This is a genomic window from Microvirga sp. KLBC 81, from assembly GCF_003075415.1.
Taxonomy (GTDB): Bacteria; Pseudomonadota; Alphaproteobacteria; order Rhizobiales; family Beijerinckiaceae; genus Microvirga.
Genome location: NZ_QDAH01000160.1, coordinates 1 through 5,472 on the forward strand (window position 1 = coordinate 1; position 5,472 = coordinate 5,472).

The 5,472-nt window shown below is 56.4% G+C and carries 3 protein-coding genes and 3 pseudogenes; 4 read left to right on the forward strand and 2 right to left on the reverse strand.

Annotated features, from left to right (window positions below):
* The first annotated feature begins 312 nt into the window (after positions 1–312).
* Both DC522_RS32265 and DC522_RS32270 read left to right on the forward strand, forming a co-directional pair.
* Complete coding sequence (locus DC522_RS32265) at positions 313–1,119, forward strand: hypothetical protein (protein WP_205769897.1); 807 nt, start codon at positions 313–315, stop codon at positions 1,117–1,119.
* Positions 1,116–2,348, forward strand: coding sequence for an acetyl-CoA carboxylase biotin carboxylase subunit family protein (locus DC522_RS32270; protein WP_116532521.1), 1,233 nt, complete (start codon positions 1,116–1,118; stop codon positions 2,346–2,348). The genes DC522_RS32265 and DC522_RS32270 overlap by 4 nt, the downstream gene beginning before the upstream one ends.
* Before the next feature lie 332 nt (positions 2,349–2,680).
* On the opposite strand, the pseudogene DC522_RS37135 reads toward DC522_RS32270, so the two are convergent.
* Positions 2,681–3,109: pseudogene (locus DC522_RS37135) on the reverse strand (transposase).
* Positions 3,110–3,180: 71 nt separating this feature from the next.
* Entirely contained in the window at positions 3,181–4,281 is a 1,101-nt protein-coding gene (locus tag DC522_RS32280) for a uridylate kinase (RefSeq protein WP_116532522.1), read from the reverse strand.
* 431 nt (positions 4,282–4,712) lie between these two features.
* Between DC522_RS32280 and DC522_RS32285 the strand changes: the two are divergent.
* Positions 4,713–5,063, forward strand: a pseudogene (locus DC522_RS32285) (transposase); the annotation flags it as partial.
* A gap of 68 nt (positions 5,064–5,131) precedes the next feature.
* Positions 5,132–5,472: pseudogene (locus tag DC522_RS32290) on the forward strand (transposase); the annotation flags it as partial.

Here is a 5,472-nt window from a genome sequence, read left to right on the forward strand (position 1 = left end):
CGCACGAACGCGGCAATCCGCATTCACCAAGCTCATGATGGCCCCTGTCCCAGCATGATGAATTCGCCAGCAGTATCAATTGCGAAGCAAGACCAAGTGTTCGGTCTCGCTGCATGAGGAAGCTTTATCGTTAGGTTAATTATGACCCGTCGCACTTAATGCAACGGAGCCAAACTTTGTATTTTATTGCCTGCCAGAGTGCTTTCGTCATTCATGTGCGGGCGCATCGACTATTAGATGCGGTAGTATCGACGCTTGCCCAGGAATTGTAGAAAGTATGTTGTTTCGGCGCGCTCACCAAGAGGAATTGACATGCTGAGCAACGTGACAACGCTGGAGGTCTCGAAGTACATCTATGCCGCAGACGAGCTGTGGCGCAGGTCCGGTCTCCACATTGCAATGGGCGACGATTTTGAGGAGTATGTCGGGATTACCAGCAGACTTCCCGGAAAGCCACCGACCACCCCAAACTTCCGTCCGGACTGTTATGAACTCTCACCTGGAAAGGCCTTTTGGATCATCGGGCGGGATCAGGAAGGAAGAGTAGCCCATGTCCAGGCAATGCGTTTGGACGATCTATGCGACACAAACCTCGCTGAGCACCTTGAGTCGCTCAGAGCCTGCTTCGCCGATCCTACTCTCCAAGCCGGGCCCGGTTCCTCGTGTAGCTGCTACGCGCCGACTGCTTGCAGCATAACCGGGCTGGTAGCGTATCATGGCGACATTTGGTTGCGGAAGGACTTTAGAGGCCGCGGTCTCGCGGCCCTAATTGGTCAAATTGCGTTCGGACTAGCATGGGCTAAATGGTCGCCGGATTTTATTTACGCGCTGGTTGCCGGCTGGAACATAGAAAAAGGCATAGTCGATCGCTACGGCTATCTGCATCGAGAGCCGCATGGATCAGTCCTGCGCTTGCCTGCACAAGGGATCGACGACGACGATTGGCTCGTTTGGCTGACGCGAGACGAATTGTTGAAGACGCTTTCGCGTACTTCAGCATCGCCAGCGCGTGACGAGAGTACCTTACGACATGTACTGAGGTCCGGCCCGGATGGAAAGCTGATGACGATTTACGCTCAGACTACCGCATCGCAGACAAGGAAAGGTCAACACAAATGACACCGAGAGCACTCATCCTGGTTGAAGGTCATAAGGGTAATGGGCCGCGATACATCCAAGCGGCCCAGCGTCTTGGCCTTCATCCAATTACCCTGTCAGCTGATCCAGCTCAGTACGACTATCTTGCGGCAGAAAACATTGAGGCAATCCGTGTCGATACAGATAATCTCGATGCGCTGATCCACGAATGTTCCCGGCTACGTGAGACCTATGACATTGCTGGCATCACTGGTTTTACGGGCCTCGATGAGGCGCTCTATGTGACAGTTGGCAAGCTTTGCCGGTACTTCGACCTACCGGGACCGAACCCCGCATCGATTGAACGATGCTGCAACAAGTTCACTCAACGTCAGCTCCTCGCAGAGGCCCGCGTTCCCATACCGGCTTGTCACGTGGCGGCGAATGCGGCAGAGGTAGAAAGCGCGGCCGCGGAGATCGGCCTGCCGGTAATCCTTAAGCCAGTCGTGGGTAGCGGCAGCAGCGGTGTCCGATTGTGCCGCACTGTCGAAGAATTAGCCGAACATACGACATATCTGTTGGGTGGGACGCACATGTGGCGGTCTGCGCCGCGGATACTAGTCGAAGAATTCGCACAAGGCCGCCATTATATCGCTCAGATAATGGGAACCGAGGTCATTGGGATTGAAGCCGCTGACTTCGAACCCCCACCACATTTCGTCTTTCGTGAGTTTACCTTTCCGGCCCTACTGACTGATCAGGAGCATGCGCGTATTGTTGATGTTTCGCTGAGCTGTTTGCAAGCTCTCGACCTTGGCTGGGGGCCAACGAACATTGAATTCCGGTGGACAAAGCGTGGGCCAGTCGTCATTGAAGTCAATCCGCGTCTTGCCGGCACGCCCGATCCTCAACTGGTTCAGCTGGCTTACGGTGTCGATCTTGTTACCGAGCACGTCAAGCTTGCCATTGGCGACGAATGGGATTTGCGCAGAAGGCATGCGCACACTGCGGCCGCGCGGATCCTTGTTCCTGATCTCGATGGCACCCTCGATTGGATTCGCGGCGACAGTCAGGCGGCGGCTGTACCCGGTGTTGCCGAGGTCAAATTGTATATGAAACCCAAGACGCCGATTATCAGGGAAGGCAATTACCTAGACTGCATGGGATTTGTCATCGCCAGTTCACCGAACCCTACTCAGACCGCGGCGATACTTCAGCGTGCCGTCGACTTGATCAATTGGTCGATCACACCATTTCCGAGCCTTGATTAATAGGAACACTCTGCAGCTCTTACCTCCACGCACCAGCGCAGATGGCACCAAAGAGGCTCCATTCTCTTATTCTGGGATTTTGGTCAAGCCCTTTGAGCGGCCGTTTCCGTCGGCTCGGCTGATATCGCTTGTCGGGTCATGGTTCTCTCCGCGGTCGGCAGACACCGCCGTATGATGGGGTCGGAAGCCTCAGCCTCGCCATGTTGCATCCGCGGTTGACCTCATCCTGTGTCTGAAGTCATGACCGCAACGGTGCCTGCGCGATGGCTGCTGCCTCGTCCCGACAAGGGACATCACTCCGCCGGGTCGGCGGATCTTTCGAGGTGACTATCTCATGCGGGCTGCCCTTCCTGGCGCGACCACCAGAAGTCCGTGTTGTCGCGCCTCATCCGATGCAGGATCACCGACAGCTTGCGGGCGACGGCCACCATGGCCTTCTTCCCACCGACCTTCCTGGCAAGCCTCGTCCCCCAGGCCTTGATCGGCGACCAGCGCGAGACGCGGTTGAGAATCATGCCCGCTGCCTCAAAGAGGTAGGTCCGTAGCAGCGGATCGCCGCATTTGGAGATCCGACCGCTCCGATCGATCTTACCTGACTAGTAGCGTCTCGGGGTCAGACCAACATAAGCTCCCACGCTCGAGGACTTTGAGAACCGCTCCGGCGCATCGATGACGCTGATATAGGCCAATGCCACCAGGGAGCCGACGCCAGGGGCCGTCATCAGCCGCCGGGCCGCTGGGTCCTGGCGTGCCAAAGCCATGAGACGGCGTGTGAGAATGCCGATTTGCCGGCTGACCTCCTGCAACGCTGTCAGTGTTTGGCAGCGGAAGGTTATTTGTTATACGTTCCAGACGCGAGCTGACGCTCCTCAGGGTAGAGATCTGCATGCAGCTTTTGCGCACAAGAAACGGCAGATGATAAATCGTGAAACTCGTTGATTCTGGTAACATCGCTTGTTATTTCGCTCACCAATACACGCTTGCTAACATGTAATAGCTTGATCTGGCGCTCCGCCAAGATGCCAAGAGCAAAGTTCGCATCATGGCTCAAGTAAATAGGACCTCCCACGTTCTGACCCGAACCTACCCACGTGATGTCGAGTTCCTCTAGCACGCGTAGTGCTGCTAGCCATTCGAAACGATCATTGAAGTCCAGCCTCGTCGCCGACGGATTGACGACAACTGTGGCAACATCTCCTGTAGCGGCTACATGCGTTCCGACCACTTCCTGCGGTCGCAACGATTTACAGGTAATCACAATGCCGCGGCTTGAGGCGTACTCTAGCGCTCCATAGTGAAGCACTTTGGCTCCATGGCGCGCCATACGGCTGACACATGTGTGAGAAATCTCAGGGATCAATCTGGCTCCCTTTACGAGTTGCGGGTCCGCCGTGTAGACGCCGCACACATCCGAGTAAATTTCACAAGAACCGGACCCGACGATATCAGCAGCTATCACAGCGGTTAGATCCGAGCTGTTACGGCCGAGCATTGAGATGCGCCCGCTCCTATCTACCCCCTGAGCGCCGGCAATTATTACAACTTGGCTAGTCTCCAATGCATCGCGAAGTGGTGATCTGTTAATGGATTCGATAGATGCGCGGTTGAATCCAGAGGACACCCGAACACCTAGCGAGTAGCCAAACAGTGCCGATACCGCAACCGAATGCTGTTCCAATGCTGCTTCAAGTAGGCCAACAGAAACGACTTCGCCGGATGTGAGAACAGCATCGAGGGCTGCACGACCACACCGCTCACTCACCGATAGTGCTAGCTGCCTTAGAGAATCAGTAACTCCGTACATCGCACTGACTATAACCACAACTCGATCTGCATCTGTAGACAGGCGCTTTACAATATGTGAGGCGATAAAGTTATAGTCATCCCCATTACGAAAGGAGGAGCCCCCGAACTTTAAAATTCTAACAATCATAGCGAAATAGCCTCGACCTCAGTACCAGCGGCGCCGCAATCTGCTCAATCCGTCGCCGCCCTAATCTTGATATTCCTGCAGCATAACTTTATGCTTCCAACCTTACCCGTGCACCTACGAGGGCTGATAGTATGGTCAGAGAGCTAGCCTGGAGAATCTGGGCAGCGGGATGAGTGGAGTTTCTGCCTGAGAGCAGCCAAAGCGGCAGCCGAACAGGAGAAATGATGAGCAAGAGACCCCGCTGGATCCACTCTCCATCCTCAAGGCCAAAGTGGCCCTGGCCGCTCTAATGATCTCCACGAAAGCGGTGTAACATAGGGTTGAACTTGCTTCGAAAAAGATACTGCTGGCGAATTCATTATGCATTAGAGCTGTTGAGGCGCGGTCAGCGTTCAGGCTGCAAGGGGTTGGGTTTAGACCTGGAGGGTTCCATGTCGCTCCGCCCGACTTTGAGTGGTGATGTTCGCGCTTCGACCGCAACCGTTGCCCGCGCGGCCTTCCCGCATGGCAATCCCTATCTGCTCTTGCGCGACCGCCTCGGGACGATCTTCACCGACGTCCAGTTCGCCCCTCTCTTCGCCCATCGCGGACAACCGGCGGAATGCCCATGGCGGCTGGCGCTGGTGACCCTGCTCCAGTTCGCTGAGACCCTGTCCGACCGGCGGGCGGCCGATGCTGTTCGCAGCCGCATCGACTGGAAGTATCTGCTGGGGTTGGAGCTGACCGACCCTGGCTTCGATGCCTCTGTCCTGAGTGAGTTCCGCAGCCGCCTTGTGGCAGGAGGCGGCATGATGAATTCGCCAGCAGTATCGAAAAACTGGAGAGCCTCTCATGAAGCAGGAGGATCTCTATGCCTCACACGCGCTTTACGAAAGAGTTTCGGGATGAGGCTGTGCGGCTTGCTCTGACGAGCGGCCGCAGCCGGCGCGAGATTGCGGCGGATCTCGGCGTTGGCCTGTCGACCCTGCGCCACTGGATCGACCGCCGTCACGAGCGTGAGATCAACGCTCCGCCCGAGGACCGCCAGGAAGACATGGCGGCTGAGCTGAAGCGGCTGCGGCGCGAGAACGAGATCCTGCGCCAGGAGCGGGAGATCCTCAAACGGGCGACCGCTTTTTCGCCAAGGAGGGAAGTCGATGAGGTTCCAGTTCATCGATGCGGCGAAAGAGGGCTTCCCCGTCCAGCGCCTGT